Annotated in this window: 22 protein-coding genes and 1 tRNA gene; 12 read left to right on the top strand and 11 right to left on the bottom strand. The window is 60.0% G+C overall.

Translation table 11 applies throughout. The features are described 5' to 3' along the window. The first annotated feature begins 54 nt into the window (after positions 1-54). Entirely contained in the window at positions 55-402 is a 348-nt protein-coding gene (locus tag RG2_RS19690) for a DUF3703 domain-containing protein (protein WP_033234546.1), read from the top strand. 141 nt (positions 403-543) lie between these two features. Here RG2_RS19690 and RG2_RS19685 read toward each other — a convergent pair whose 3' ends face one another. The 7 genes from RG2_RS19685 to RG2_RS19655 all read right to left on the bottom strand — a co-directional run bounded on the left by RG2_RS19685 (position 544) and on the right by RG2_RS19655 (position 5,587). Further along, on the bottom strand, positions 544-888 hold the full coding sequence (locus tag RG2_RS19685) for a TraR/DksA family transcriptional regulator (protein ID WP_092807355.1): 345 nt from the start codon (positions 886-888) through the stop codon (positions 544-546). Between the two features lie 136 nt (positions 889-1,024). Further along, a tRNA-Leu gene (locus RG2_RS19680) sits at positions 1,025-1,101 on the bottom strand. A gap of 100 nt (positions 1,102-1,201) precedes the next feature. After that, positions 1,202-2,164, bottom strand: coding sequence for a Ppx/GppA phosphatase family protein (locus RG2_RS19675; protein WP_033234547.1), 963 nt, complete (start codon positions 2,162-2,164; stop codon positions 1,202-1,204). Next, on the bottom strand, positions 2,161-2,706 hold the full coding sequence (locus RG2_RS19670) for a DUF501 domain-containing protein (protein ID WP_033234548.1): 546 nt from the start codon (positions 2,704-2,706) through the stop codon (positions 2,161-2,163). Before RG2_RS19670 ends, RG2_RS19675 begins: the two co-directional genes overlap by 4 nt. After that, a complete protein-coding gene (locus RG2_RS19665) occupies positions 2,703-3,371 on the bottom strand; it encodes an FtsB family cell division protein (RefSeq protein ID WP_033234549.1) in 669 nt (222 codons plus the stop codon). Before RG2_RS19665 ends, RG2_RS19670 begins: the two co-directional genes overlap by 4 nt. Positions 3,372-3,393: 22 nt before the next feature. Further along, entirely contained in the window at positions 3,394-4,680 is a 1,287-nt protein-coding gene (gene eno / locus RG2_RS19660) for a phosphopyruvate hydratase (RefSeq protein WP_033234550.1), read from the bottom strand. A gap of 196 nt (positions 4,681-4,876) precedes the next feature. After that, positions 4,877-5,587 (bottom strand): lytic transglycosylase domain-containing protein, encoded by a 711-nt coding sequence (locus tag RG2_RS19655; RefSeq protein WP_371851326.1) that lies wholly within the window; start codon positions 5,585-5,587, stop codon positions 4,877-4,879. A 244-nt stretch (positions 5,588-5,831) separates the two neighbouring features. Between RG2_RS19655 and efeU the strand changes: the two genes are divergently transcribed. From efeU to efeB, 3 genes are read left to right on the top strand one after another with little or no spacing between them, the layout of a single operon-like run. Next, the gene (gene efeU, locus RG2_RS19650; RefSeq protein ID WP_033234552.1) at positions 5,832-6,731 is read left to right on the top strand and encodes an iron uptake transporter permease EfeU; all 900 of its coding nucleotides are present in this window, start codon (positions 5,832-5,834) and stop codon (positions 6,729-6,731) included. 15 nt (positions 6,732-6,746) lie between these two features. Beyond that, the gene (gene efeO / locus RG2_RS19645) at positions 6,747-7,877 is read left to right on the top strand and encodes an iron uptake system protein EfeO (RefSeq protein ID WP_033234553.1); all 1,131 of its coding nucleotides are present in this window, start codon (positions 6,747-6,749) and stop codon (positions 7,875-7,877) included. Continuing rightward, a complete protein-coding gene (gene efeB, locus RG2_RS19640) occupies positions 7,877-9,157 on the top strand; it encodes an iron uptake transporter deferrochelatase/peroxidase subunit (protein ID WP_033234554.1) in 1,281 nt (426 codons plus the stop codon). The genes efeO and efeB overlap by 1 nt, the downstream gene beginning before the upstream one ends. Here the strand turns inward: efeB and RG2_RS19635 are convergent. Continuing rightward, entirely contained in the window at positions 9,130-10,266 is a 1,137-nt protein-coding gene (locus RG2_RS19635) for a glycosyltransferase (RefSeq protein ID WP_033234555.1), read from the bottom strand. The genes efeB and RG2_RS19635 overlap by 28 nt on opposite strands. 181 nt (positions 10,267-10,447) lie before the next feature. Between RG2_RS19635 and RG2_RS19630 the strand changes: the two genes are divergently transcribed. From RG2_RS19630 to RG2_RS19600, 7 genes are all read left to right on the top strand, one after another. Further along, on the top strand, positions 10,448-12,217 hold the full coding sequence (locus RG2_RS19630; RefSeq protein ID WP_165826310.1) for an alpha/beta hydrolase family protein: 1,770 nt from the start codon (positions 10,448-10,450) through the stop codon (positions 12,215-12,217). Next, entirely contained in the window at positions 12,214-13,617 is a 1,404-nt protein-coding gene (locus tag RG2_RS32380; RefSeq protein WP_230590151.1) for an O-antigen ligase family protein, read from the top strand. Before RG2_RS19630 ends, RG2_RS32380 begins: the two co-directional genes overlap by 4 nt. Beyond that, the gene (locus RG2_RS19620) at positions 13,563-14,585 is read left to right on the top strand and encodes a glycosyltransferase family 4 protein (RefSeq protein ID WP_230590152.1); all 1,023 of its coding nucleotides are present in this window, start codon (positions 13,563-13,565) and stop codon (positions 14,583-14,585) included. The genes RG2_RS32380 and RG2_RS19620 overlap by 55 nt, the downstream gene beginning before the upstream one ends. A gap of 10 nt (positions 14,586-14,595) precedes the next feature. Beyond that, positions 14,596-16,185, top strand: coding sequence for a flippase (locus RG2_RS19615; protein WP_033234631.1), 1,590 nt, complete (start codon positions 14,596-14,598; stop codon positions 16,183-16,185). Continuing rightward, positions 16,182-17,264 (top strand): glycosyltransferase family 4 protein, encoded by a 1,083-nt coding sequence (locus RG2_RS19610; protein WP_033234557.1) that lies wholly within the window; start codon positions 16,182-16,184, stop codon positions 17,262-17,264. Before RG2_RS19615 ends, RG2_RS19610 begins: the two co-directional genes overlap by 4 nt. Continuing rightward, on the top strand, positions 17,257-18,342 hold the full coding sequence (locus RG2_RS19605; RefSeq protein WP_033234558.1) for a GH39 family glycosyl hydrolase: 1,086 nt from the start codon (positions 17,257-17,259) through the stop codon (positions 18,340-18,342). Before RG2_RS19610 ends, RG2_RS19605 begins: the two co-directional genes overlap by 8 nt. Before the next feature lie 229 nt (positions 18,343-18,571). Beyond that, positions 18,572-19,666 (top strand): cellulase family glycosylhydrolase, encoded by a 1,095-nt coding sequence (locus RG2_RS19600; protein WP_045069850.1) that lies wholly within the window; start codon positions 18,572-18,574, stop codon positions 19,664-19,666. Between the two features lie 31 nt (positions 19,667-19,697). Here RG2_RS19600 and RG2_RS19595 read toward each other — a convergent pair whose 3' ends face one another. After that, the gene (locus RG2_RS19595; RefSeq protein ID WP_133637970.1) at positions 19,698-21,443 is read right to left on the bottom strand and encodes a GumC domain-containing protein; all 1,746 of its coding nucleotides are present in this window, start codon (positions 21,441-21,443) and stop codon (positions 19,698-19,700) included. Between the two features lie 308 nt (positions 21,444-21,751). On the opposite strand from RG2_RS19595, the gene RG2_RS19590 reads away from it, so the two are divergent. Further along, positions 21,752-22,312 carry a YdcF family protein gene (locus RG2_RS19590; protein WP_033234561.1) on the top strand — a complete coding sequence of 187 codons (561 nt, stop codon included), beginning with the start codon at positions 21,752-21,754 and terminating at the stop codon, positions 22,310-22,312. Positions 22,313-22,319: 7 nt separating this feature from the next. Here RG2_RS19590 and RG2_RS19585 read toward each other — a convergent pair whose 3' ends face one another. Continuing rightward, positions 22,320-23,801 carry a sugar transferase gene (locus tag RG2_RS19585; protein WP_033234632.1) on the bottom strand — a complete coding sequence of 494 codons (1,482 nt, stop codon included), beginning with the start codon at positions 23,799-23,801 and terminating at the stop codon, positions 22,320-22,322. Positions 23,802-24,136: 335 nt separating this feature from the next. Further along, on the bottom strand, positions 24,137-24,961 hold the full coding sequence (locus RG2_RS19580; RefSeq protein WP_051730509.1) for a nucleoside triphosphate pyrophosphohydrolase: 825 nt from the start codon (positions 24,959-24,961) through the stop codon (positions 24,137-24,139). Between the last annotated feature and the right edge of the window lie 6 nt (positions 24,962-24,967).

Here is a 24,967-nt window from a genome sequence, read left to right as displayed (position 1 = left end):
ATTGCATACGCGGCGCGAACACCACACAGTCGAATCCGAACGAAGGAACCCGCCATGACAAGGATGCCCGAGCGTATTCGCGCCGCGTATAACGCCGAAATGTACGACGTCGGAACTACCAGCGACGACGCGCAGAAATGGATTCACCTCGAACAGGCGCACATCTTGGCGCAGCCATACCCCTGGCCGCACACGCGCAATCACGTCGCCATGCTCACACTGGCACTGCGGCAACGCGATTGGCGTGAAGTGCGCGGACAGCTCGTGCGGATCGTTGTTGCGGCACCCGGTTCGGCCCTTCGCCGCTACCCCTCCGGCAACACCGGACGCACTGCTGCTGGGCTCACGACACCGATGCCAATACCGGATCAGCTGGCGAACCTTCTCACCAATTCGGCTTAGCCGACCCGCCACCGGATTCGGTGGCGACTCGAACTGGAATGGCGGGCGGGAACTGTGCGGACCATCGCGACTGCTCGACATCGATCCGTGCTACAGGGGCGCAGGACAGTCTTCTCGATGCCGGATACACGCACAGAACTGTCATCGACTCCGTCGCACACACTCGATGCACTGCCGCGCAGTGGGTAGCGCCTCCAGTCTGGCGTCTGCAATCGGCTCCTGGCAGACCTCACAAATTCCGTATTCACCTGACCGGAGGCGGGTTGTCGCCGCTTCCAAATCCCGCAATTCGGCTTCGGTATCGGCAATGAGAGACGCGATTTTGGCCCGCTCGAACGCGATGGTCGACCCTTCGGGATCGTGTTCATCGTCGTCGGTAGTCCAGCGGGAACCTTCGATTATGGATTCGAGTCCTTCGCGGAGTGATGCCAAGCGGTGCTCTGCCCGCCGCCGTTCCAGGCCGATGGTCGCGTGGAAATCCTGCATCATAGTATTCAACGCTGCCCAAGCACCGCGCACAATGCGTGCGATCGGCTGGTCGGAGAGCTGCGTACCCTCTGCGTACCGAAGCGAAGTTGGATGAACATCCGAGGCTTCGAATTGTGCGGTGAGCTGGTCTTTTTGGTGCCCCCAGTCGGACTTGAACCGACACTTGACGGATTTTAAGTCCGTTGCCTCTGCCAATTGGGCTATGGGGGCCTTCCCTGCTGTTGCCGGTTTCCCGGCAACAACAGGGATCACACTATCGTGCGCTCTCAGGCATCGTAATCAGACCCACCGATCGTGATGCCCATCAGCACTATTGGGATGCGGGCAGCGGAATCGACATGGCAATACCGTCGAGGATGTCGTGCTCGCTGACCACCAGTTCGGTGATTCCCGCTTTGTCCTCGAATGCCCGCGCGAGGATGGTGGTGACGATCGCTCCGCCGCCGATCACGTCGACGCGTCCGGGATGCATGGGCCCGAATTTCGCTCGTTCGGCGCGCGGCATCGCGGTGAGGCGCTCGCACACGTCGATCAACTGGCCGAACGAGATTCGGGACAGGTGCACCTTGTCTGCGTCGTAGTCCGGCAGATCCTGCGCGATTGCCGAGAGCGTCGTCATGGTTCCCGCGACACCCACAAAAGTCCGAGCCTTCTCGATGGGAACAACCGCAAAGGCTTCCGCAAGCTTCGCGGACGCGAATTCTGTTGCATCGGAGACCTGTTCAGTGGTCGGAGGATCGGAATGCAGGCACCGCTCTGTCACCCGCACACAGCCGATATCGGTGGAATACGCAGCCTGAACACCAGCAGAGTCGCCGAGAACCAACTCGGTGGAACCGCCGCCGAGATCGACCACCACAAACGGACCCTCGGACGGATCAAGCTCTCCCACAGCACCACTGAACGAGAGTCGCGCTTCCTCGTCGCCGGAGATCACCTCGGCTCCCGCACCGGGAATCACGCCGCCCAGCACTTCCTGCGTCATCGCGAAGAAGTCGTCGCGGTTGGAAGCATCGCGCGTCGCGGATGTAGCAACCATCCGAACGGCGCTTGCTCCGGCTTCGGCGATCATGCCCGCGTACTCGACCAATGCGATACGGGTGCGTTCGATGGCTTCGGGAGCCAAAGTTCCTGTTGCGTCAACACCTTGACCGAGACGGACAACCCGCATTTCGCGGCGGACGTCAACCAATCGCCCGTCTGCACCGACATCCGCGATCAGTAGGCGGATCGAATTGGTGCCGCAATCGACGGCGGCAACGCGACCCTTCACTTCTCGGGATCTACCGCGTCGTCGATGCCCGGCCAATCAGCGGGGATGGCGGTGCCGCGCAGCTTGCCCTTCCCTGCCAGAGCCACCGACTCGTCACCGAGCGGGTTGACGCCAGGCCCCTTGGCCAGTGAATGCGCCATCAGAACGTGCAGGCACTTGACGCGATCCGGCATCCCGCCACCGGCGAAGTCGGTACCGAGGGATTCGATGGCGTCGCGCTCGGCAAGATACGACTCGTACGCGCGGCGGTACGCAGCAGCCAGTTCGGGATCCTGCGTCAGGCGCTCGGTCATCTCACGCATCACACCGGCAGATTCCTGACGGCTGGCCTCTGCGGTCAGCCTGGGGTCTGTCAAGTAGTAGAGCGTCGGAAAAGGTGTTCCGTCAGGAAGTTTGGGAGCTGTCTTGACTACACCTGGGGTGCCGTCGGGACTGCGGTATGCAATCTCGAGCACTCCGCGCGGCTCACGGCCCAACTGAGCTGCGACGGCGTCAAGATCTGCCTGCGCGACGTGAGGGGAATTTTCGGACGGCTTGCTCACCCGGTGGGTACTCCTTGTTCTTCTGACTGCTCTGTCGGCATCACCGGCATCGGCGCCGGCGTTGCCTTCGTCTCGGGAACCACTGGTGGCTCCGAAATCGTTTGCCACAGATCGCGATACCACGGACCTGTCAGCGGGGCTTCTTCAACTTGCTTCTTCTCGGGTTCTTGATAGTCACCGGGAAGTTGTACCTGGAACGGCGTCTCGCCAGGCTTGACGTACCGAAGGCGTTCCCGCGCAAGCGCTTCGACATACGCGGGATCATCGAAACGCGCATTCTGCTGCCGGAGCGCGTCAACTTCCTCCTGGAGTACCCGTCGTTCGGCAGCGATCTGAGCGGCATCGGAACGCTGAGAAATGTACGTGCGCAACGGCACCGCCAACGTCAACGCGAGCATCAGAACAACCATCGCGAGAATGACAGCCCGGCTGGTCGAGAGCCCGAAGACTGTGTTGTCGGAACTGGGCAGTCTCGACCAGAACTTACGCGTCGAGGCCGACGTTGCCTTTGCCCCGGTCGACGCTGCTTCCGCCGACTCGGCTTCCGTGCCGCGTGCCCGGCGGGTGCTGCCGGGTTTGGTGCGACGAGCAGTGTCCGCGCGCCCGGAACCACGACCCCCCGGACTTCCGCCGGGGGATCGTGGTTTACCGCGTTGTGCAGACACTGCTGATACCTAAATGTGTTGCTCAGGCCTCGAATGCGAAGCGCGGGAATGCAACCTCGCCGGCGTAACGAGCGGCATCACCGAGGTTCTCCTCGATGCGCAGCAACTGGTTGTACTTGGCGACGCGCTCGCTACGAGCCGGCGCACCCGTCTTGATCTGGCCGCTGCCGACGGCAACTGCGAGGTCCGCGATGGTGGTGTCCTCGGTCTCGCCGGACCGGTGGCTCATCATCGTCTTGTAGCCGTTGCGGTGAGCGAGGTCGACTGCGTCGAGGGTCTCGGTCAGCGTGCCGATCTGGTTGACCTTGACCAGCAGTGCGTTTGCCGCGCCCTTGACGATGCCCTCTTCGAGGCGCTCGGGGTTGGTGACGAACAGATCGTCGCCGACGAGCTGAACCTTGTTGCCGATCTGGTCGGTGAGTGCAACCCAGCCATCCCAGTCGTCTTCGTCGAGCGGATCCTCGATGGAGACGAGCGGGTACGCGTCGATGAGCTCGGCGTAGAACGCTGCCATCTCGGCTGCCGTGCGATTCTTGCCCTCGAACTTGTAGCCGGTGCCGTCGGTGTAGAACTCGGTGGCTGCAACGTCGAGCGCGAGCGCGACATCGGTACCCAGCTTGAGGCCGGTCTTGTTCACGGCGATCGTGATGAGGTCGAGAGCTTCCTTGGTGCCGGCAACGTCAGGCGCGAAGCCGCCTTCGTCTCCGAGGCCCGTGGACAGACCCTTTTCCTTCAGGACGGACTTGAGGGAGTGGTAAACCTCGGCACCCCAGCGCAGGGATTCCTTGAAGCTCGGTGCACCGATCGGAGCAACCATGAACTCCTGGACGTCGACGCCGGTGTCGGCGTGAGCGCCACCGTTGAGGATGTTCATCATCGGGACGGGCAGGACGTGGGCGTTGGGGCCACCGACGTAGCGGAACAGCTCGAGGCCCGAGGACTCCGCTGCGGCGCGGGCAACTGCCAGCGAAGCGCCGAGGAGTGCGTTGGCACCGAGGCGAGACTTGTCCGGGGTGCCGTCTGCGTCGAGCAGCGCCTGGTCGACGGTGCGCTGTTCGGTGGCGTCGATGCCGATGATTGCGGGCGCGATCTCGCCGAGAACTGCCTCGACTGCCTTCTCGACACCCTTTCCGCCGTAGCGAGCGCCACCATCGCGCAACTCGACGGCTTCGTGCTCACCGGTGGATGCGCCGGAGGGCACTGCGGCCCGGGCGAAACTTCCGTCGTCGAGCAAAACCTCAACTTCAACCGTGGGGTTGCCACGGGAATCAAGGATCTCGCGAGCTCCGACCTGCTCAATACTGGCCACTGTGTGGTTCTCCTTCGATGGGCTTCGCATTGGGGCGCACTCCGCGTGCGTGGACATTGGGACACACACTGCGTGCATGGGCATTGGACCACGATCGTGCCGGGGCCCCCGTAGTGCCAGCACACAGCCTAACCGCAGCGCGCGAAGGCTTCTTTATCGACGCGCACACACCGGCCTGAACTGCGGTCATGAGCACTCATGCCGGCCGCGTTCCCACCGAGTATGCCGAAGCCCGATCACGCACGAGCGCGAGGTAGTCCCCGGAGAGGTTGTACGCCATCAGAGCCTGCTGCCACCCTGCGGCTGTGGTCAGGTCTCCCCCGCGGGCACACAGATACCGCGCCGCGGTGAGGGCGGCGTCATCGATATTGTCTGGATCGATACGACCGTCACCGTTGGCGTCGACGCCCCACTTCAACCAGGTTTCCGGGATGAACTGCATCGGTCCCATCGCGCGATCGTGGACAGAATCTCCGTCCATGGTGCCGCCGTCGGTGTCGGGAATCTCGGCTACGCCCGGCCCACCGTCGAGTGGTATGCCGCGAATGATCGGACTGACTTGACCCACGGCGTCTACCGCTGAACCGTCGTACGTTCCGTGACGGCTTTCGACGCTCCCGATCCCCGCGAGGGTCGTCCACCCGATCCCGCAACCGGGCAACGTCTCAGCCATCACGGCGGCGGCGTACCCGTAGGCCGTGAGCGCAGTCGTACCGATTCCGACGTCACTGCTCAGTCCGGCGGCCCAATCACCGAGTTGATCTGCGCTGCGGCCCGGTGCATTGATGTCGATCGGCGGTGTCGGCAAGCCAACGCCCGGCGGGATTCCTTCGGGAATCGCGATCTTCGGTTCGTCGGATCCACACGCTGCAATACCCACTCCGGCAAGCACCGTTCCGGCAGCTATCGCGGCGACGACGCGCACGACGCGCCGGGGTCTCGAGGTCTTGGCAGTGGTTCGGTACACCCCTCCATCATCCACACGAGTCGACTGAACACCCGAATTTGATAGTAAAGAGAATCAAAAGGCCTGGTCAGGGTGTGGATAGCAGCCGCAAGGTGGAGTATCTTCATCGGAGTTAAGGCTGTCCTACTTTTGGCCGATTCCGTGAAGCTGCCGAGCTTCCTCCAGTTAAGGAGCATCCGTGCCCGTGTCGGTACTCGCAGCGTCGAGCAGTCCGTCAGTTGCCACGCAGCTATTCGGCAGTGGCCTGATCGGTCTCCGCGAAGGCCTCGAAGCCGGCATCGTTGTCATGATCCTGGCCGCGTACCTCGTCAAGGCACAGCGGCGGGACGCACTGAAGTGGGTGTGGCTCGGCGTTTTTGCCGCCGTGGCGATGGTCGCGATCATTTTCCTTGTCATCCACTACGGCACATCCACCGTCGACGGCCTTACCGCGGAAGTCATCGCCGGAATTGCGTCACTGATCGCCGTGGTGATCGTGACTGCGATGGTGTTGTGGATGCGAACCGCGGCCAAGACCATCTCCGGCGACCTCAAGGCCGGAATGGAAAAGGCCCTCGTCGCTGGACCGATCGCAATCCTGACGCTCGCATTCTTTGCTGTCGGCCGCGAAGGCGTCGAGACGGCACTGCTGATGGTCGGGTACGCCGAGAACATGGCAGGCAGTTCCTGGCCACTCATCGGATTGCTGCTCGGCATTCTCCTGGCCGCCATCCTAACCGTCGCCATGTACTTCGGGGCGCTACGTCTGAATCTCACGACGTTCTTCCGCTACACCGCGATTTTCCTCATCGTCGTGGCCGCCGGAATCCTCTCGTACGGCATCCGCGCCCTGCAGATCGGGAACGTCCTGCCAGGAGCCGAAAACATCGCCTTCAACCTCACCCCGGGCTACGACCCGTCCACGTGGTACGGCACTGTCCTGGCCGGCATCTTCAACTTCCGCCCTGACCCGACGGTTCTGCAAGCGACCGCGTGGGTCGTGTATCTCGTCGTCGTGCTGGCGCTCTTCCTGCGTCCGCAATCGTCACCGGCACCTGCCATCGCTGCATCGCCGACCACTTCGTCCGAACCGACAGAATCCTGAAAGGCACTTCCAACGATGCGCAAATCCACTCTCGTGCTCGCGACAGCCGCGGTACTCCCCTTCTCACTTGCCGCGTGCACCGAGAAGTCGACGGCAAGCGACGGCGACGTCATCGTCACTGCCACCGATGATTCGTGCGACGTCAGTGCCACCACGGGTACGACGGGCAAGTCGACGTTCCAGGTCACCAACAACGGCACGAAGGTCACCGAGTTCTACGTCTTCGCCGAGGGTGACCGCGCGATGGGCGAGGTCGAGAACATCGGGCCCGGTCTGACGCGTCAGCTCATCGTCTCACTCCCAGAGGCAGCGACGTATCAGCTTGCGTGCAAGCCCGGAATGGTCGGAACCGGTATCCGACAGGACTTTGTCGTCACCGGCGATTCGCAGGCAGCCACCGACGAGAGTGGCCAGCTCACAGAAGCAGCAGACGGGTACCGCCGATACATCCGCAGCCAGATCGTGGCACTACAGGACACCGCCGCTCAGTTCGTCGCAGCCGTTCAGTCGGGCGACATCGAGCAGGCAAAGGCGCTGTTCCCGATCACTCGCACGTACTACGAACGCATCGAGCCCGAGGCCGAGAGCTTCGGTGAGCTCGATCCCAAGCTCGACTTGCGTGAGGCAGACCTAGAGCCCGGCCAGGTCTGGACCGGCTTCCACCGCCTCGAGAAGGATCTGTGGGTCACCGGTCTGCAGCCCGACACCAATGCCGTCGCAGATCAGCTGCTCGTCGATATCCAGTATCTGGCTGATCAGGTAAACGCCGAAGACTACTCGGTCGATCCCACCAAGATCGCCGGCGATGCACAGGGACTGCTCGACGAGATCTCGACATCCAAGATCACCGGCGAAGAAGACATCTTCTCGCACACCGACCTGTGGGACTTCCAAGCCAACGTCGACGGCTCCCAGGCTGCGATCGCCGCTCTGAACCCGATTCTGCAGGAACGTAATCCCGAACTTGCCCAGCGCATCTCGGATCGATTTGCCGACCTCGACGCAGCGCTCGCGCAGTTCCGCGTCGGCGACGGATTTGTCTTCTACGACACCGTCACCGAAGCTCAGCGCCAGGAACTTTCACGTAAGATCGACGCTCTGTCCGCAGAGGTCAGCCAGGTTCAGGAAGTAGTTGCGGGGCAGTAATGACTGATGCACCACAGGGCACACCTAGCCCGGAAAATCCGACACCGCAAGGACTCTCACGGCGCAAACTGTTCGGCGCCGTGGGAGCCGGTGTTGCCCTCGCTGGTGCCGGTGCTGTTGTCGGACGGGTCACCGCTGACAACAGTTCCAGCACCGACAACTCAGCCGTGGTGGCTTTTCGTGGTGACCATCAGGCCGGCATCACAACGCCCGCCCAGGATCGTATGCACTTCGTCGCGTTCGACGTGACGACGACGTCCCGCGACGAACTGATCGCTTTGTTGCAGACCTGGACCACTATGGCCGAGCGAATGACAAAGGGTGAGGAAGCAACCGAGGACGGTGCAACCGGTGACGGCCCGTATGCACCGCCGAGCGATACCGGCGAGGCACTCGACCTTGTTGCCTCACAACTGACGCTCACTATCGGTTTCGGACCGTCACTGTTCGACGACCGTTTCGGACTGGCTGACAAGAAGCCTGCTGCGCTACTGGACCTTCCGCATTTCCGGGCCGACAACCTCGATCCGGCGCGCAGTGGCGGCGACATCGCAATCCAGGCGTGCGCCAACGATCCCCAGGTCGCGGTTCATGCCATCCGCAACCTCGCGCGCGTGGCCTTCGGAACGGCGTCGGTCAAATGGTCGCAACTAGGATTCGGGCGAACATCCTCGACGTCCACGACACAACAAACTCCGCGAAACCTGTTCGGGTTCAAGGACGGAACCGCCAACATCAAGGCGGAGGATCCAGCGCTACTGAGCGAACACGTCTGGGTCGACGGCGCCGACGATCAGGAATGGATGGCGGGGGGATCATTTCTGGTCGCCCGCCGCATCCGGATGCTGATCGAGCAATGGGATCGCACAGTCCTCAAGGAACAGGAAGCCGTCATCGGCAGGTCGAAGCGCAGTGGCGCTCCGCTCGGTGGAAAGGACGAGTTCGACGAACTCGATCTGGACTCGAAGGAAGGCCACGACTTTGTCATTCCCGAGGACGCGCACGTCCGTCTGGCGTCTTCCGAAGAACTGGGCGGAATCCAAATCCTGCGGCGCGGATACAACTTCACCGATGGTTCCGACGGGCTCGGTCACCTCGACGCCGGCTTGTTCTTTGTTGCGTACTGCCGGAACCCTGTCGAGCAGTTTGTTCCGATGCAGCAAAACCTCTCCCGGCACGACGCACTGAACGAGTACATCCAGCACGTCGGTTCTGCCGTCTTCGCCTGCCCCGGCGGGCTTTCAGGTGAAAGTTATTGGGGATCTAAACTTTTCACATAGGCGGCCGATTCGACGCCCGTCCACATCGCTATCTCCTCATGGAAGCGCCGCACCGAGTACTTGCCATACGTGTTCGACCTGACAATACTCACGCGGTCGATCTCCTGAATGCACTCTGCAATCGACTCCCACCGGTCATCGTGAAAATGCAGCCCGTCGACGCCATGCGTCACAGTCTCCGCAGCACCTCCCATGCTGTTCGTAATCAGTCGGGCGCCGGCTGCCATGGCCTCCACCGGCATGATCCCGAAGTCCTCGATAGGCGGAAACACGTACGCAAGCGCGCGCTGGTACAAAGCGAACAGCAAAGCGTCCGACGGTCGATGAATAATCCGCACCGGCACCGAGGCTTCGGAAGCCATTGAACGAAGTCGCTCCTCCTCCGGCCCCGACCCGGCAATAACAGCCGCAACGCCGGCTTTCTCTGCGGCACGGATCACCCAGTCAAGCCGCTTGTACGGAATGAATCTAGATGCACCCAAAACGAACACGGGGGGCATGCTGAAAAGTAACTGAAGTTCTTCCGGTGACAATTTCAACCTCCAGTCGTCAACAGCGACAATTCGATCGACATCAACCGGCGGATGAATAACCTTGGAACTCACACCCCAAGCGCGTTCTATTCGTTTGCTGACAAACTCACTGTTGGCCGCAAAAGACGCGCCTTCGGAGGCGCGCTTACGATCAATTCGCCGCAGCATCGGCGACGCCATCCGCGCCGAGAGTGAATTACCACGCTCGTCGAGTTCCGGATTCCACACATAACGGGCAGGCGTGTGAACATAAACGAATTTACGTAATTCCGGGGACGCTCCGGCGAATGTTGCGTGGTGAGCAAATAGATGAGAACTGATCAAAGCGAAATCGTAGTCACGATTTTCGAGACCACGCCACGTGAACGGCATCGCCGGAAGTGCCATCGCTTTCCTACCGCGTAGAGGCGTTCCAGCCAACACGCTCTCGCGGACATTTGTCGCCGGATATCGATCCGGAGCGTCGTTCCAGAGACAGTAGACATCCGCGTCCGGATAGCAATTGACAAACTCGTCGAGAACCTTCTCCGCTCCCCCAGAACGTTCGATCCATTCATGGACCAGAACACCAGCCATTTCGGACTCCAGTACGCGTCAATTGTACGATTTGATACTTTGCGCCCGTAAAAGCGCGATCAAACAAACCGATGGTATGTTTACTAGCAACATACAGGCAACCTCAATCGACGGCCGCCCTCCTCACGGTGAGGTCGGCAACAGCACGTCAATATTCAAATTCGGCAGCCAACAACACGGAGTGATCACCATCGAGACTCAATTGGCCACATGGTTCGGCCCGGCGGAGGCACCACTGCTCGGATTCGTCCATGTTCCGACATCGGGTATTGCGCGCGAAGCGGTCGTGCTGTGTTCACCCATCGGCAAGGAGCACATCGATACCTACCGCGGAATGCGACTTCTGGCAGACGAACTGGCCGCCCGAGGAATAGTCGCGTTTCGCTTCGACTACGAGGGTGTCGGTGATTCGTCGGGCAATGAGGATGCACCCGACGCGATGGATCGATGGCGCAGCAGCATCGTCAGCGCAGTTGACTTCGTACGTCAGTGCGGTGCTCAATCCGTCAGCATCGTCGGTTTACGACTCGGCGCACTATTGGCCGCTTCAGCTCTCGAAGGCTGCGGGACAATCAATTCGGTGGTCCTATGGGATCCGGTTGTCAACGGACGCAGCTTCATCCGGGAGCAACGAGCGTTCTACTCCATCAGCGTCGGAGAAGACGACCCCACCGACCCGCGCGTATCGATCATGGGTGGCGCACTGGCACCAGAATGCGCCGACGGACTCACCCAGACCCAATTGAAATACCCATTCCCGGGAAACCCGCAGACCCTCCTTGCCGTCCGGTCCTCGATGAAGGGCAGCGGCGCGATCACCCGCTTGACCTCCGAACTACAGCCCGATGTGCTGACACTGGAGAATCACGAGGCATTCACTTCGCCGCCAAGCTTCTACGTCGATATCCCATACCGCCACATCGACGAGATCGCCGGATGGATCGACCGTCATGCACCGGCAACGACGCATACCGTCAGTCCCACAATCGAACTCACTGCGCGAGTAGCGGTGACGCCGACGGGTGACGACGTCTACGAGTTGCTCGAACGAGTCGGCGCGGATCAACTGTTCGCAATCCGGACCCATCCCGCAACCTCGGTCGCGCATACCTCCGTCGACGCCTCGGCTGCCTCTTTCGGAAAACCCGAGCGCGGCATGGTTTTCTTCACAACTGCGATCGAGCACCGCATCGGACCCGGCCGATCTTGGGTACACATTGCACGCGATGCCGCCGAGCACTCCGTTACCAGCTTACGGTTCGACCGACGTGGAGTCGGCGACACCGGACATATCGATGCAAACAATCCAACGTCTGTGTATTCAAGGGCCGCAGACGAAGACGCGCTGACAGCTGTCGCCGCGCTCGGCGCTGCACCTGAAAACGTCATACTCGCGGGATTGTGCTCGGGTGGATGGACGGCGGCGTCGGTGGCCCTGAGGCTTGGTGCTCGGTCGACAATTCTTGTGAATACCATCTTGTGGTCGACGCGCAGGAAGCGGTCGCTCACCGATGCGATTCTGCCCGAATCTCCGAAGATCACTTCGGGCACCGACACCACCAAACCTCCCTTACGTGCGGTGATCAAGGCACAGCTTCAATCACGTCTTCCGTATTTCGCATGGAAGATGCTGGGAAACAGGGGAATAACCCAAGTTCCCGAAGTCTTGCTGGACGCATTGCGCAGGCGTGGCGTCCCGACGAAAGTAATTCTCTCACCTGCTGACGCCGAGTGGTTCCGTCAGCAGCGAGGAGACGAGGGCATTGCGCGAATGACTCGACGTGGGTATGCGTTCGACGCTGTCATGGCAGAGGTCGGCGATCACCCGTCGTACCATCGTGACCTTCGCAGCATCATCCGCAGAGAATCGATGTCGGTGGTGGCAAAGCAATTCGGAAGAGCCGCAACACAACCGATCTACAGTCCTCCGCCGAAGCGGTCAACCGTGTGAACCCTGTGATCATTGCGTTCGGCGCGGTGGCGGCAGCCCCGGTGGCGCGGGCCCTCTATCGTCGGCCGCAGCGTGGACTCCTCCTCCTCGCACTTTTTGCGCCCCTTCACGGACTACTGGCGATCATCCCGAGTGGGCAATCGTTGGCAGGCTGGAAGGAAGGGCTCATTTTGCTCACGCTGCTGAGCACTTTTGTGAGTCCGAATCGTCACCGTGTCGTGCACCCGTCGATGCCATGGTGGCCAGCCGCCCTTGCCTGGGTTGTACTCGGGTCGGCGTCTGCCCTCATCCTGTCCGGAATCGGCGGGGTGGGTTCGATCAAGATCACGTACTTTTACGCTCTGATCCCGGTAATCCTCTGGAGAGCGCCCTTCACCCGATCGGACCGAGACCATCTCGTCACGATTCTGATGGGGATGGGCATTCTCACCTCGGTGATCGGCCTGCTTCAGCAACTCGTCGGGCCGGAGTATCTGGTCGAACTCGGCTACAGCTACACCGAACAGATCAGAATTACCGGTTCTCTGCTGCGCAGTTTCAGCACGTTCACCGGACCATTCGCGTTTGCGCTGTTTGTCAGCCTCAGCCTGATTGTCGGTATTTCTGTCAGCCTTGCTGATCCGAAGCGCTTGCGGAACATCATCTTTCTCGCCTCAACTCCGATCATGATTGCCGGGATGGGCGTTTCGATCGTGCGCGCCAGCTACATCGCTTTTGCTGTGGGTCTCTTCTGCTTGGCGATCTACCGCTACCGCTCATTGCTAGTCGTCTTCGCCGGCGTTGCCGTGGCAGTTCCGGTTGCGCTATTGCTCGCGCCGTCGTCGATCGTCGCTCCGTTGTTCTCGTCGTACAGCCTCTCGGAACGTGGCAATGGTTGGTCGTCCACGATCAGTTCGCTGTACGTCCATCCGCTCGGCCAGGGACTTGGCGCCACCGGATCTGCCGCGGCGAAAGCCGCTGAAACCGCTCACCCGATGCTGGACACGCTGACTATCAAGGCAGCCACCACGCTGGGATTGATTCCGTATCAACCCGACAACTACTACATGAAAGTCGCGGTCGAACTCGGCCCGATCGGGGTGTGGATATTTCTCCTACTCCTTGTCTCGGCGACGGTCACCGCACTTCGAAGTTCTCGGGTACTTCGGGGCCAGGACAGCGCATTCGCCTTGGGTGTCAGTGCTTCCGTCATCGCCGCGGCCTGTGCATCGGTTTTTGCCACTTACTTCGAGATTTTCCCTCTCGACCTCTATTTCTGGTTACTGATTGGAACTGTGGGATGCGCATTGAGTCAACACCACTCAGACGAACACACGATGTCCGTTCGGAGATCACCTTCGGAGCAATGGCCCTGCGCCCCGGCGGAGGCGGCGTACAAACCTACGCTCGTGAAATCCTGAAAGAAATCGCCCTGCAGGTCGACGGATCGGTGAAGTTGAGCGCGGCAATCCAGAGCGACGCCGTCGCCGAAATTCCGTCGTCGCTCAGCGCGATCGAGCGACCGGTCGTCGCCGGCGCCCGTAGGGCTGCCTGGGCCATGGTTCCTATTGCCGGGTCAGCTTTGTACCACAGCCTCGACGTGGATCTACCGATCAGGCAAGCGGGCGTTACGGTCTCGACGTTTCACGACATGTCGGTATTCGATGTTCCGTGGGCATTCAGCAAGTTCCGGGCGGCCGGTGAACGGCAACTACTCTCACGAGCCCTACGCAAAGCGGACGTGCTCATCGCGGTGTCCGACTTCACCGCCGAACGAATCAAATCTTTCAGTGGGCGAGCGGCGGTGGTCACCCCGTTGGCCCCCGCACCGTGGGCTGTCGTTCCCACCCCGACTGCAGTCGCAGACGTCCGCGTTCGACTGAATTTGCCCGAGAGGTTCGTGCTTCAGGTCGGAACGATCGAACCTCGTAAGGACGTCGCGCTTGTTGCCGAGGCCTGCTCAGAACTTTCCATTCCATTTGTGCTCGCGGGGTCCGGCTCGCGCGGACCTTCCGCACCCAGTTCTGCGATAGGACTCGGATACGTTGCAACAGAGGATCTTCCCGCGCTGTATTCCGCGGCCACAGTCGTTGCCTACGCCTCACACTACGAAGGTTTTGGGCTACCACCACTCGAAGCCATGGCCTGCGGCAGTGCGGTAGTCGCCAGCGCCGTCGGCGGACTTCCCGATTTCGCCGGCGAAGCCGCGATACTGGTGAAGACCCATGACAAGAACTCGTGGGTGCGTGCTCTGCGCTCAGCGATCGACGATCCAGAATGCAACGTGGCTCTACGGACCGCCGCACCCCAGGTCGCATCACGACTCACCTGGGCGCGAACTGCCGAACTCACCGTCGGCGCATACCGATCCGCTGGATTGAGTGTCTGAATTGCGCTTCATGACAAAACGCCGCGAAACGGACCGCGAGTACGTATCGCAGCGAGAATTCGCAGAACTGAAAAGAGCCGCACTCGAGACGTTCGAACAGGAACGGCGCGAACGGGAAACCAAGATATACGAACCGTCGACGCCCGAATTGACTGCGAACGCAGCCCGCCGCAGCACCGTCATCATGCTGGGGAGCAGGGTCGCTGTAGCAACAATGGGCTGGATCGGCTCCGTCCTGATCGCTCGCGCCATCAGCCCCGAGCAATTCGGACAGTTCTCGTTGATCTTCGGTCTGCTCGGATTGTTGTCCGTCATCACCGATCTCGGAGTCGGTCGAGTCGTCCTTGCGAAACTGGTCGAAAGCAATCCTTGGGAAATATCGCTGGTCACGACAGCCTTTATTTCGCTGCGCGTCGTCCTGGGACTACTGGGGTACATCCTCGCTGTTGGCTACGTCTGGTTGTTGAGTTATCCGGCGGAAGTCGTCGAAGCGACAGCCGTTGCCGGTCTCGTCGTTGTTGTCGCGACGCCGAGTCACGCACTGTCCGTTATGTATCAAAGCCGCCTCAAGATGACATACGTGGCAGTCGCCGAAGGAGCCGGGCAACTTGCTCAACTGATCGCGACCATCGCAGCGGTTCTATGGCAACCGATCCTGATCGTCTTCGTAATTCCTGCATTGATCAACGAAGTGGTCGCCGCCGCAATCAAGATCCGAGGTGTTCGCCAAGGAATCGCCGGTCCGCTCCCGGCGTCGCGTGCTCAATTTCGGCGATGGAAGGAAATGCTGGTCGAGGCAATCCCGCTGAGCATCGGATTTGCTTTCATCACACTACTTTCCCGCGTCGATGTACTCATGCTCGGACAACTCGATTCTTTCGAGTCTGTCGGGTTGTACAGCATCGGATACAAGTTCGCGGATCTCCTACAGATCGTCGCGATCACCATCGTCACGCCCGTGACGACACTCCTCGTGGCGTCGTGGCCCGACAAACTCGACGCATTCCGGGAACGAAGCCGAGAAGCGTTCATTGTCCTGACTGTCCTCGGTGGCGCATCCATTGCTGCTTTCTGGCCGGCAGCGGCAGAGGTTCTCTCACTGCTGTACGGCGAGAGATTCACCGTTGCAGGCACTTCGACACGACTGCTGGTGCTTGGCGCATGCTTCTCGATGCTGACACAACTCGGCCTGATGATGCTGGTTGCCAGTGGACGGCATCGGACGTATCCATGGGTCGCTCTCGGCGGTCTGGGCGTCAATGTCGTTCTCAACTTCGTCCTGATCCCCCGGTTGTCGTTCAACGGCGCCGCACTGGCAACGGTGCTGACCGAAATCCTCCTGTTCGTTGCGATGTGGACGGTCATTTTTCGGACACTTCCAGTGCGCAAACTGTTTCCGGCAGTCCCGTTCATCGCAACGTCCCTCGTGGGCGCATTGGCCGCGATCACGGGAACCCTCGGTGTCGAACGTTTCGGCATTCCGTGGCCGATCGTCGCCATCGTCGCACCTGTCGTCGTCATCGGGATCTTCGTAGTACTCCCGATTTCCGGCGGGAAGCCCTTGTTGTCACTCATCAAACCCGGTGGAGAAACCGCATGACTCGAACGTTGATCTTCGTCAGCCATACCGGTGAAGTATCCGGAGCCGAACTCGTCATGATCCAAGTGATGACGCTTGCACGAGACCGCGGGTCCACGGTGATATTGGCCTGCCCGAACGGACCGTTACGCGAACGCGTCACCGGTATCTGTGAAGTTGTCGAGCTACCTGTCCTCGGGCTCAGGGGAGAGGGCGGCGTCCGTCGAATTCTCGGTATCGCCACAGTGGCGAAGAACTGGCGGATCGCCGGACGCGTCATTGCCGCCCGCGCGCTGGCCGAGAACGCCAAAGTTATTGTCAACTCACTGTTTGCCTTGCCCGCAATCAGGCTCGGCCGTGTGAGAGGCGGCGCGACCTGGCTCATCCACGACACTCTGTCCAACACCAAACAGAACATCGTCGTACGGATCGCGAGGCCATCGATCCGACGCGCGGTTGCCGTGTCCGGACCAACCGCAATACCGGTACGCGCACTCGGTATTCCCACGAGTGTCGCGAGACTCGGCGTTGCGGTTCCTGCCGAAGCCGCGAAAATTCAGTCCCCCGCCGGGCGCATCGTGGGAATCATCGGATCCATCACTCCGTGGAAGGGACATACCGTTCTGCTGGACGCCCTTGCCCGAACGCCCGATGTCCATCTCGAGATCGGCGGCGTCCCGTTTCCTGGAGACGAACCGTACGCCGAAGCACTGCAACAACGGTCTAACGAGCCGGACCTGCTGGGCCGCGTGAAATTCCTCGGATATGTCGATTCACTGTCCACTCTGAGGAATTGGGACCTCGCCATCTCGGCCAGCACGTCGCCGGAAGCCAGCCCCTTGGTGGTTCTCGAAGCGATGAGCGTCGGAATTGCAGTCATCGGAACAGATCACGGTGGAACCAGCGAGTTATTGGCGGGTGGCGCCGGTTCACTCGTCCCGGTCGACGACCCGACTCGCCTGGCCGCAGAAATCACCAGGCTTCTAGGCGACGACAATGCCCGCTCCGCGTTCGCTCGTGCCGGACGAGAAAAGGTTGTCGACCGGTACGACATACAAAAGAATCTTCCGGCGCTACTCGAGGAACTCGTCCATGACTAAATTGATTCGACTATCAGCAGCCGCGATCGTTCTCGTCGGCATGGGCATTGTCGTGCACTCTTCAGGTCCCGCGTTAGGGCAACCATGTGCGACGGCTCCTCCAACAGACAACACCGGCATCGCACTCGGATCCGGTTACACGTCATTGGACCAATCGGAAATGCAGCAGGTTGTCGAAGACATTCGATCATCCGGCGCGCATTGGATCAGATTCGATTTCGACTGGTCGTATATCGAATCCACTCAGGGAACCTTCGACTGGTCCGGGACCGACAGACTGGTCGACACAGCGACAGATTCAGGACTCGAGGTGCTCGGCCTGATCACCTACACGCCGGAGTGGGCACGTGATCCTTCCGTCGCCGAATCCGACAGCCATACCCGCCCCGCTGACCCGAATACTTTTGCCACCTTCGCCGGCCTCGCGGCGGAACGTTACGCCGATTCTGTGTCTTCGTGGGAAATCTGGAACGAACCTAATCTGCGGGCCTTCTACAATCCGGTGCCCGATGCGACCTCGTACGCCGAACTGCTCACGGCGGCAAGTACCTCGATCAGAGAGTCCCAACCGAACGCGACAATCGTCTCCGGTGGGCTGTCACCGGCGACGGACAACGGCACCGATATCAGCCCCACGACGTTTCTCACCGACCTGTACGAGGCCGGGGCTGGACCGCAGTTCGACGTCGTCGGGATGCACCCGTACAGTTTCCCCGCGCTCCCCTCCGATTCGCTGACACAAAGCTGGAATTCGTTTTATCGAATGAGACTTATGCGCGACACCATGATCGAGAACGGCGACACGACAAAGTCGATCTGGGCAACGGAATTCGGTTCCCCGACCGGGGACGGCCCGGACGCTGTCACCGAGGCCGTCCAAGCCGAAATTCTCCAGGACGGACTTAACGAAGCTCGCGCACTGGGATTCATCGCGAAGATATTTGTGTACAGCCTCCAGGACCGTGGTTCCGACACAAGCGATCGCGAACAAAATTTCGGGCTTCTGGACGTGAATTCCGATCCGAAGCCTGCAATGGACGTTCTGGTAGCTGCCAACAAAACCGGAGGCTGTATCTGAAATATTTCGCCATGCTAATCTGCAGTCGGCAAAAAACGGACAATACCAACCGGCGCATTTCCATCGACTTCACAAGCAGGCACAAGTACTGAAGAAAAGACCTGCCGCCTGCCAACCACTGGATGAATTCATGCAATTCTGATGCTTGTCGGATTAATCCGTGAAATACGGATAATTCGCTCTGCCAGATGCTCCGATTTCGCATTCCCGTGGAAGGAAGGTGGTCGACGTGCGTCGACTTCGATTACCACTCGTATGTGCACTGCTACTGACGATCGGATCGTTAAGCGCCTGTGCACCCAAGCCGGTAACAACAACAACGACAAGTGCCCCGCCCGCAACCTGCAGTTCTGTCGGGTTGGGTATCGCAGGCGGAGCGCCACTGAATTGGCTCTCACAAGCCGATCTGGACACCGAGTTGAGTGCCATGAAGAACGCAGGCACGACATGGCTGCGCTTCGACATCGACTGGTCTGCCGTCGAACCGACCAAGGGTCAACAGAATTGGGCAGCAACTGATCGTGTTGTCGATCGAGCGAGACTACAAGGATTGAGTCTCGTCGGCATCGTTACCTACACGCCGGCATGGGCACGTGTGGCCGGAGCAACCGACACTCATGGTTATCCCTCTGACACCGCGACATTTGCCAAGTTCGCTCAACAAGCAGCGCAACGCTATTCAACGAGGATCAGCACTTGGGAGATCTGGAACGAGCCGAACCTCACACAGTTCTTCCGCCCGAAGCCCAACGTCAACACCTACGCAGCGATACTGAAGGCTGCGTCAACCAGTATCCGGGCGGTCCAACCCGGGGCCAAGATCCTCAACGGAGGATTAGCGCCCGCGGTCGACAACGGCTCCGACATATCACCGGTCACCTATCTGAACGCCCTCTACAGCGCCGGCGCTAAATCGTACTTCGATGTGTTCTCCATCCACCCGTACAGTTGGCCTGCCTTGCCGTCCGACGCATCCACCTCGAGTTGGAATACTTTCTACCGGATTCGTTTGATGCGCGACATCATGGTGAAGAATGGCGACACGGGAAAGAAGGTCTGGGCAACAGAATTCGGCGCTCCTACCGGATCGGGATCAACTGCTGTCACTCCGCAACTACAAGCCAGCATCATCTCCGACGGATTTGCGCAGGCACAGGCACTCGGTTACATCGAACGCATATTCATCTACAGCATGCGTGATCGCGGAACCAATTCCCGAGACATCGAGCAGAATTTCGGTCTGGTGACGATCAACTACACGCCGAAACCTGCCCTGGACGCAGTCAAGAAGGCAATCGGGGGTTGCAGCGCCCCCAAGATCTGAATCCCGATATCCTCTATGTCAATCCGGTATGTCAATCCGGCTCCCCGTCCGTACCTTCCTGGTGCACTGAGCCCACGCGCCTCACGGACTGCTCAGCGCGAGTATCACCGTTCTTATTGGTGACCAATACAATCCGCTCGGTGGGTGCCTCGGAGTTGATGTCGTCGCCAATGGATGCGCCATCAACTCCGTCGGGGGCACTTACCCCGTCCTGATCGGTTCGCTGTACTGCCGTTTCTGCGCGAGCGGTTCGGGCTTTCTTGCCGGCAGACGAGGGTAAGCGATTTCGTTCGATGGTCACGGTCTGCGCGTCGATCAACTTCCCACGCTCACTGCGATCGGCAGATTTGATCAAATCAACTGAATGTGCTTGGCGCACAGGCGCTGGTGTTGCAAGGGATACAGCCTCCGCCGACGCCACTGGTGTCGGGCCACTTGCCGGAGTCTGCGCGTAAGGCGAGGTGTCCGGCACCGCCAATATCGTCGCAACCGATTCCTTGACCACAGGCCGTGGACTCACTGAGTGTGATGTGTCGCCTCTGCCCCGAAATCGTGACAACGTAATCAGTTCGATGAACGGTTCAGACGCGGCTGGACCGACGAGCACCAGCGAGCGTGTGACGTCAACTTCTGCCAGCGCTCTGAGAGCATCGACGATGTCTTGCTGTTCCGCCTTCCGAGCCGAGACGAGCACAATGGCGAATTCCGTCCCACTCGAATCGATCTTGCTCCACCATTCCGATTTCAAGGGGTGGACGGCTATCCGAGATTGCAGGTTTTCCGGAAGGTGCCACGAGTTGGTGTCTACTCCGTCCCCCACCAGCACGAGTACGTCGTCACCCAAGCTCGCGCGCTGACTCAGTGTAAGAGCGACATTCGACGGAATATCGGCGCCCGATGTGTGCTGCACGAGCAATGATGCACCGAACTTTCTGGAGGCACGCCGAGCCCACGCGTCGGTAACCCGAGAACTGAACCGTCCACGGCAAGCAACAAGAATTTCTGCCACCAGTATCAGGACAACCAGGAACACAACTGCTGCTTCTGCAAACGGTTTCGGCGCTACCGGTAGACCGGTCCCCGTCGGTGCCGACAACAGCTGCAACCGATCCGCTGTCGAGTCGGAGGCACGCAGTTGCCTGAGCTGTTCAAGCCTTGCATCAAGATCGGCCGAGGTCGTCGGATCGGCTATCGGTGTCTCGTCGTTGTCGATGCTCTCTTGACGCGCAGCCGCGAGTTGCGAGTTGAGCCGCGCAATGTCGTCAGTCAATGCTTTGGTGCGCAGAGCAAGAGTTTCAGCGTTGCGTTGAGACTGCGCATCGCTCAGTATCTCGACTACGCTGCGGGCGAGACGGTCCGCCTCCTCCTGACTGGATCCAGTCGCCTTCACCAACACCAGGGCCGGCGAGGTGCCGGGAGTAACCGCGATGTGACTCGAAACGTCAGACGCCGTCCAACCGTTGTCCATCCGACTCTGAATGCTGGCAACTACCGCGCTATCAGAGGCGAGAGCGGTGTATGGCGCGACCAGTTGTCCTAGATTTGCATCACTGACGACAACCTGGGAACCCGCTTGCACTTCCGCGACGATGTCCGATTCATAGACCGGTGACTCACTCCCCCGAACGAGATACATCGCACCACCGGCGATCAACGCAATTACTAACGCAGGCAGCATTACCCGAGAGAGATTCCGAACGTGCGCTACCAGATCAAATGTCGGTGGCACGCCCAACTCGCGACGAATCGCTGCGTCCCTGGCCCGCACATCTGACACGTCGAAACCTCCAATTCGGCCCTACAGTTCAAGATCAACAAAGGAAACCGCAAGTTTGCTGAATAACCACAAACATACCCGAAGTGCGGTAGTCAGTTACCCAGCAGGCATCGAAGTTTCGACGACACCACGGCAATACTCGACAATTCCGGCGCCGACGAGGTCGCCTGGTCCGCTCAGCGACACGGTCCCAGACCTGTTTTGCCCCTACGTAATCCACAATGCCGTAAATCCGGCATATGCCCCGAGGGGTTCACATCCATCAATATCGCGCGCATCGATGCAGGTATTGTCGGGCTATCAGAAAAATGTCGAAAGCCTCGAAAATCGTAGCCATCTCGGTGTCCGCGCTCGCCCTGACAACCATCGCAGGGTGGCCACTCTACGTGTCCCCGAAGGTTGACGAACCGCAATCTGCCGACGCCGTCGTAGTACTAGGTGGCGCCCACGACGGCCGCGAAGAAGTGGGACTCGAACTCGTGCGACGCGGATACGCACCACGAATTATCTTCTCCAATCCCTACAGCGACAACGACAAGAAGATGCAATCGATCTGTAACGGATCATTCGATTTTCCGGTCGATTGCTTTGTGCCTTCCCCCTCGACAACCGAAGGGGAAGGTCTCGAAATCGAGCGGCTTGCGCGCCTGAACGGTTGGACAACCGTCATCGCTGTGACCTTTGTTCCTCATATTTCGCGCGCACGATTCATTATTTCCCAGTGCTATTCGGGGGAACTACTGATGGTCGCGAGTCGTCCTGACCTCTCCATCGGCACGTGGGCCTACAATTACGTCTACCAAACAGCGGGGTATCTCAGAAATCTGCGGGCCGGTTGCGCAGACTCCCGTTTCAGCGCAGCTCGGTAAGTTGTTGCTAGTAAGCCCCGTCACTCCGGACTACCGCTGAGACCGTGCGAGCGATGATCGAAAGATCCTGCACCACAGACCAGTTCTCCACGTACGAAGAATCGAGCCGAACCGATTCTTCCCACGACAGATCGCTCCGACCGCTGACCTGCCACAGACCGGTGATGCCTGGCTTCACGAACAGACGCCGCGACACTTCGTCGTCGTACATCTCGACTTCGCGTCGCAACGGCGGACGCGGACCGACGACACTCATCTCACCACGTATGACGTTGAAGAACTGCGGAAGCTCGTCGATACTCAACCTACGGAGAATTTTGCCGATGGGTGTGATTCGCGGATCCTCACGCATCTTGAACAACACTCCGCCGGCGCCCTCGTTGTCACCCATCAGATCGACAACCTGTTGATCGGCACCCGCTACCATCGTTCGAAACTTGTACATGGGGAACGGTTTTCCGTTCAGGCCGATCCGTTCGGCCTTGTAGAATACCGTGCCTTTCGACGTGATCTTCACAGCAAGTGCAGCGGCAACCATCACCGGTGCAACAAGCAGAAGCATCACAGCCGAGAAGGCCTTGTCGAACGCCCCTGACGCCCAACCGTTCGCGCCTTCGTATCGTGGACGCGCCACATGCATCAACGGGATTCCCGCGACCGGCCGGATCATCAAGCGGGCCATAGAGACGTCGGCTATGACTGGCGAAACAACGAGGTCGATTCCTTCAGCTTCCAAGTCCCACATCAACTTCCGAATTCCGACCTGACCGAGGTCCTCGGTTCCCGTCACGATCACGGTGTCGGCATTGCTCGCCCGCATTGCCTCGATTACTTCGAATTCATTGCCGAGCACCGGCACACGAGCGCCGTCTACGACAATGTGATCGTCGAGGGCCGTCGAGCGTCGTGGAATGCACACGCCCACAACGTCGTAGCCGGCTCCCGACTCTCGAACGAAAGATCGGGTAGTCGCAACCACGGACGCGTGACCACCGACCAGCAGGACCGAGTTGCGGCACAGACCCGCTGAGCGCTTCCCCTGAATGCGGCGGCGCCACAGGTAACGACCAAGAATCAGGGCCACCAGTCCGAGCGGCAATGCAATCATCAGGTAGCTTCGCGCGATTTCGATCCCGAGAAGGATTCCCGCGAGTGCACCCAACCCGAAAACCTGGCCAGTGGCAAGGACCACCCGCTCGTACTCGTCGCGTCCGTCGCCCAGCATCGCTTGATGCCGACTGCGTCCGCGTGCAAGCACCGTCATCCACAGCACGCCCAGAGCAATAGATGCAACCACTTTGAGCGGTGTCAGCCACTCGATCGGATTGGGCCACATGCTTCCAACCTGCGCGAGCGCGATAACGAGGGTGACGATGACCGTATCTGTGATCGCAATCCTTCGCCCGTACTCCCGCCGCCAGTCAGTCCGCAGTTCTGCATCCGCCCGCCGTGTTGTCGGCTGGATCCCCACCTCAGCATGAACGCTCATGATCATCAGTCTTTCGTGTCTACATGCGGCGGCACCGGCTACATCATGGTTCGCATTGGTGGTCGCTGATCGGTAACCAACCCTGGAGCCAAGCACGGCAACACCCCGCCGGCTGCCGTACCTGGCATCTCACAGTGCGGAAACGAACCGACGATCATTTGCCCAACATAACCGCCGTTCAGGCAGCTATTTCTTGAAAAAACAACCGTAAGTAGCTCGTTCCGTACGTAAACATACCTCAGGTTTGTTTTCTCTGCACCTGAGTGACACGAGCTACTTTTACGATTGCCAATAAATTACCGGGCAAATCATTTCAAATCGGACGGATTCGGGCGTTAGAGGGATGGGTCGGCCTCGCGCGCGCGAATCGCGCCGATCAGCAAGTGAAGGGCACCGGCAAGCGCCGCATCTGCTTGCTTGCACTGCGCAACGAGTCGCTCCAACTCTTCCTCGTCGATGGCGTCACTTAGTCCTGCTTTCTCTGCCCGCGCCCGAACCTTCGCGGCAAGGAGGATCGGCGGTTGCGACGTGGCGATTCCGTCCATCACCGAAGCCCGAGCCTTCTCGGCAGCTTTCAACTCGTCCCAGGCGCGCTCTTGCTCGGCAATATCGACCACCCCCGAACTCGTCAGGTGTGGACTTCGATGGATCAGCTTCTCGATCAATGCGGCGGCTACGTCGTCCAGCTCGAACACATTGTGTGCTTGTGCGATCCGCGAATGGAAAAGAACCTGCAGCAGAAGATCGCCAAGCTCCTCACGAAGGTCGATCTCGTCACCGCTGCGGATGGCGTCGAGCACTTCGTACGTCTCCTCCACAAGGTAGACCGACAGGCTCTCGTGGGTCTGAGTCGCTTCCCAGCCGCCACGGCTCCATAACCGATCCATGATGGAAGCAGCCTCTACAACACGATCACCCTGAACAGGCGCCGCCCGGATGACGTGCACCCCGGCTTCCGCCTGTGCGGACACCGCTGCGTCGTCGCCGGCCATCATCACGATCACTCCGGCACCCGGTGTCGACTTCGGAAGCGCCTCCCGAACCGACACCGGCACGTCGTCGTCGATCCGGATCGGTCCGGACAACAAAGAGAGTGCCTCGAGCGGAAAAACGTGCGGCCGCAGCGGATCGAGCAGAACTATCGTCGATATCTCGGTCACGACCGG

The sequence above is a fragment of the Rhodococcus globerulus NBRC 14531 genome (assembly GCF_001894805.1).
In the GTDB taxonomy this organism is placed as follows: Bacteria; Actinomycetota; Actinomycetes; order Mycobacteriales; family Mycobacteriaceae; genus Rhodococcus_F; species Rhodococcus_F globerula.
This window is presented reverse-complemented; position numbering and strand designations above follow the sequence as displayed.

Excerpts from the sequence above, each read along its gene's own strand:
- RG2_RS19690 (WP_033234546.1), top strand. The coding sequence starts at position 55 with ATGACAAGGATGCCCGAGCGTATTCGCGCCGCGTATAACGCCGAAATG.
- RG2_RS19685 (WP_092807355.1), bottom strand. The coding sequence starts at position 888 with ATGCAGGATTTCCACGCGACCATCGGCCTGGAACGGCGGCGGGCAGAG.
- efeO (WP_033234553.1), top strand. The coding sequence starts at position 6,747 with ATGCGCAAATCCACTCTCGTGCTCGCGACAGCCGCGGTACTCCCCTTC.
- efeB (WP_033234554.1), top strand. The coding sequence starts at position 7,877 with ATGACTGATGCACCACAGGGCACACCTAGCCCGGAAAATCCGACACCG.
- RG2_RS19635 (WP_033234555.1), bottom strand. The coding sequence starts at position 10,266 with ATGGCTGGTGTTCTGGTCCATGAATGGATCGAACGTTCTGGGGGAGCG.
- RG2_RS19620 (WP_230590152.1), top strand. The coding sequence starts at position 13,563 with ATGGCCCTGCGCCCCGGCGGAGGCGGCGTACAAACCTACGCTCGTGAA.
- RG2_RS19615 (WP_033234631.1), top strand. The coding sequence starts at position 14,596 with ATGACAAAACGCCGCGAAACGGACCGCGAGTACGTATCGCAGCGAGAA.
- RG2_RS19610 (WP_033234557.1), top strand. The coding sequence starts at position 16,182 with ATGACTCGAACGTTGATCTTCGTCAGCCATACCGGTGAAGTATCCGGA.
- RG2_RS19605 (WP_033234558.1), top strand. The coding sequence starts at position 17,257 with ATGACTAAATTGATTCGACTATCAGCAGCCGCGATCGTTCTCGTCGGC.
- RG2_RS19590 (WP_033234561.1), top strand. The coding sequence starts at position 21,752 with ATGTCGAAAGCCTCGAAAATCGTAGCCATCTCGGTGTCCGCGCTCGCC.
- RG2_RS19585 (WP_033234632.1), bottom strand. The coding sequence starts at position 23,801 with ATGAGCGTTCATGCTGAGGTGGGGATCCAGCCGACAACACGGCGGGCG.